This window comes from Pseudomonas sp. 18.1.10 (genome assembly GCF_024655625.1).
Taxonomy (GTDB): domain Bacteria; phylum Pseudomonadota; class Gammaproteobacteria; order Pseudomonadales; family Pseudomonadaceae; genus Aquipseudomonas.
This window is the reverse complement of record NZ_JANLGL010000398.1, coordinates 1-2,681: the sequence shown is the minus strand read 5'-3', so window position 1 is coordinate 2,681 and position 2,681 is coordinate 1. Positions and strand designations below refer to the sequence as shown.

Here is a 2,681-nt window from a genome sequence, read left to right as displayed (position 1 = left end):
TCAACACATCCATCACTGCCCCACCGCATTCGCGAGCAAGCCCGCTCCCACATTTGATCTCTGACACAGTCAGAACTGTGTTTCCAATGACCAGATCCAACGGGCTAGTCACAAATTTTGCGCTATCCTCGCTAATCGTGCTGCCTACTGCATAGAACTGGACAGTCACAAAGGCTTTGCGGCATAGTCGCCGGGTTCTGCCGTACCCCTATCAATAACAAGGAACAGCCGATGGCGACCTTTCTGGTTCTGCACGGACCCAACCTGAACCTGCTCGGCACCCGCGAACCGGGCGTCTACGGGGCAGTGACCCTGGAACAGATCAACCTCGATCTGGAACAGAGGGCACGTGTTGCCGGCCACCATCTGCTCTACCTACAAAGCAACGCCGAGTACGAATTGATTGATCGCATCCATGCCGCGCGCGGCGAAGGCGTGGACTTTATCCTGATCAATCCCGCCGCTTTTACGCATACAAGCGTTGCATTACGTGACGCGCTGCTGGCGGTGAGCATCCCATTCATCGAAGTGCATTTGTCCAACGTGCACAAACGCGAAGCTTTCCGCCATCACTCCTACTTCTCCGATGTAGCGGTAGGTGTGATCTGCGGCCTTGGCGCCAGCGGTTACCGACTGGCCCTGGAGGCCGCCCTGGAACACATTGAACAACCGGCCAAGCGCCCCTGACCGACCCTTGGGAGTTGATGATTCATGGATATCCGTAAAGTTAAGAAACTGATCGAGCTGCTGGAAGAGTCCGGCATCGACGAGCTGGAAATCAAGGAAGGCGAAGAATCCGTACGGATCAGCCGCCACAGCAAGACCCCGGCGCAACAGTTCTACGCACCGCAAATGCAAGCACCGGCTCCAGCCGCTGCCGCTCCGGCTGCTGCACCTGCCGCCGCCGCTCCTGCAGCGCCAGCCGCACCTGTGCTGAACGGTTTCGTGGTCAAGTCGCCAATGGTCGGTACGTTCTACCGCACCCCGGCACCGACCTCGCCAGCCTTCGTTGAAGTCGGCGCAACTGTGAAAGTGGGCGACACCATCTGCATCGTCGAAGCGATGAAGATGATGAACCACATCACCGCTGAAAAAGCCGGCGTGATCGAATCCATCCTGGTAGAAAACGGTCAGCCGGTTGAGTACGACCAGCCGCTGTTCACCATCGTTTGAACCGCGGAGCGCCTTCGATGTTGAAACCTGCGAAGAAACTGCAAAAAGTCCTGATCGCCAACCGCGGCGAGATCGCGCTGCGTATCCTGCGCGCCTGTAAGGAAGAGGGCATCAAGACCGTCGCTGTTTACTCGACGGCCGATACCGAATTGATGCACGTGAAACTGGCGGACGAAAGCATCTGCATCGGCCCGCCACTGGCCACGAACTCGTACCTGAAAGTGTCCAACATCATCGCGGCCGCTGAAGTGACCGGCGCTGATGGCATCCACCCAGGCTACGGCTTCCTCGCGGAAAACGCCGATTTCGCCGAACAGGTGGAAAAATCCGGCTTCGCCTTCATCGGCCCGAAAGCCGAGACCATTCGCCTGATGGGCGACAAGGTGTCGGCCAAGGACGCGATGATCGCGGCCGGCGTGCCAACCGTTCCAGGTTCCGACGGCCCGCTGCCGGAAGACGAGGAAACCGCTCTGCGCATTGGTCGTGAAGTCGGTTACCCGGTGATTATCAAGGCCGCCGGTGGCGGTGGTGGTCGCGGCATGCGGGTTGTGCACAAGGAAGAAGACCTGATCGAAGCGGCCAAGCAGACTCGCTCCGAAGCGGGTGCCTGGTTCGGCAACCCGATGGTCTACCTGGAAAAGTACCTGACCAACCCACGTCACGTGGAAGTGCAAGTGCTGTCCGACGGCCAGGGCCACGCCATCCACCTGGGCGACCGCGATTGCTCGCTGCAACGTCGTCACCAGAAGGTCCTGGAAGAAGCGCCGGCACCGGGCCTGGACGAAAAAGCGCGGGAAGAAGTCCTGGCTCGCTGCGTCAAGGCGTGCATCGACATCAACTACCGTGGCGCCGGTACCTTTGAGTTCCTCTACGAGAACGGTCGTTTCTACTTCATCGAGATGAACACTCGTGTGCAGGTAGAGCACCCGGTTTCGGAGATGGTCACCGGTATCGACATCGTCAAGGAGATGCTGAGCATCGCCGCTGGCAACCCGCTGTCCTTCACCCAGGACGACGTGAAGATGCACGGCCACTCCCTGGAGTGCCGTATCAACGCCGAAGACCCGAAAACCTTTATCCCAAGCCCTGGCCTGGTCAAGCATTTCCACGCGCCCGGCGGCAACGGCGTCCGTGTGGATTCGCACCTGTACAGCGGCTACAAGGTTCCGTCCAACTACGACTCGCTGATCGGCAAGCTGATTACCTGGGGCGCGACCCGCGACGAGGCCATGGCCCGTATGCGCAACGCCCTGGACGAAATCGTGGTAGACGGCATCAAGACCAACATCCCGCTGCACCGGGACCTGGTCCGTGATGAAGGCTTCTGCGAAGGTGGTGTGAACATTCACTACCTGGAACACAAGCTGGCCAACCAGTAAGCGTTCCACCAGACAAAGCCGCCTTCGGGCGGCTTTGTTGTTTGTGGAGCAGCAAAAAACACCGCTGAACCCCTGTGGGAGCGGGCTTGCTCGCGAATGCGGTGTGTCAGTCAACACATTCATCACTGA

General features: G+C 59.1%; 3 protein-coding genes. All 3 read left to right on the top strand.

Annotated features, from left to right (window positions below; genetic code table 11):
• The first annotated feature begins 231 nt into the window (after nt 1–231).
• The 3 genes from aroQ to accC are packed head-to-tail and all read left to right on the top strand — an operon-like array spanning nt 232 to nt 2,552.
• Nucleotides 232–687 carry a type II 3-dehydroquinate dehydratase gene (aroQ, locus tag NUV89_RS29075; protein ID WP_257784025.1) on the top strand — a complete coding sequence of 152 codons (456 nt, stop codon included), beginning with the start codon at nt 232–234 and terminating at the stop codon, nt 685–687.
• Nucleotides 688–711: 24 nt separating this feature from the next.
• Nucleotides 712–1,173, top strand: a complete 462-nt coding sequence (gene accB, locus NUV89_RS29070; protein ID WP_017738537.1) for an acetyl-CoA carboxylase biotin carboxyl carrier protein — start codon at nt 712–714, stop codon at nt 1,171–1,173.
• Nucleotides 1,174–1,190: 17 nt separating this feature from the next.
• Nucleotides 1,191–2,552 (top strand): acetyl-CoA carboxylase biotin carboxylase subunit, encoded by a 1,362-nt coding sequence (accC, locus tag NUV89_RS29065; protein WP_017738536.1) that lies wholly within the window; start codon nt 1,191–1,193, stop codon nt 2,550–2,552.
• The last annotated feature ends 129 nt before the right edge of the window (nt 2,553–2,681 follow it).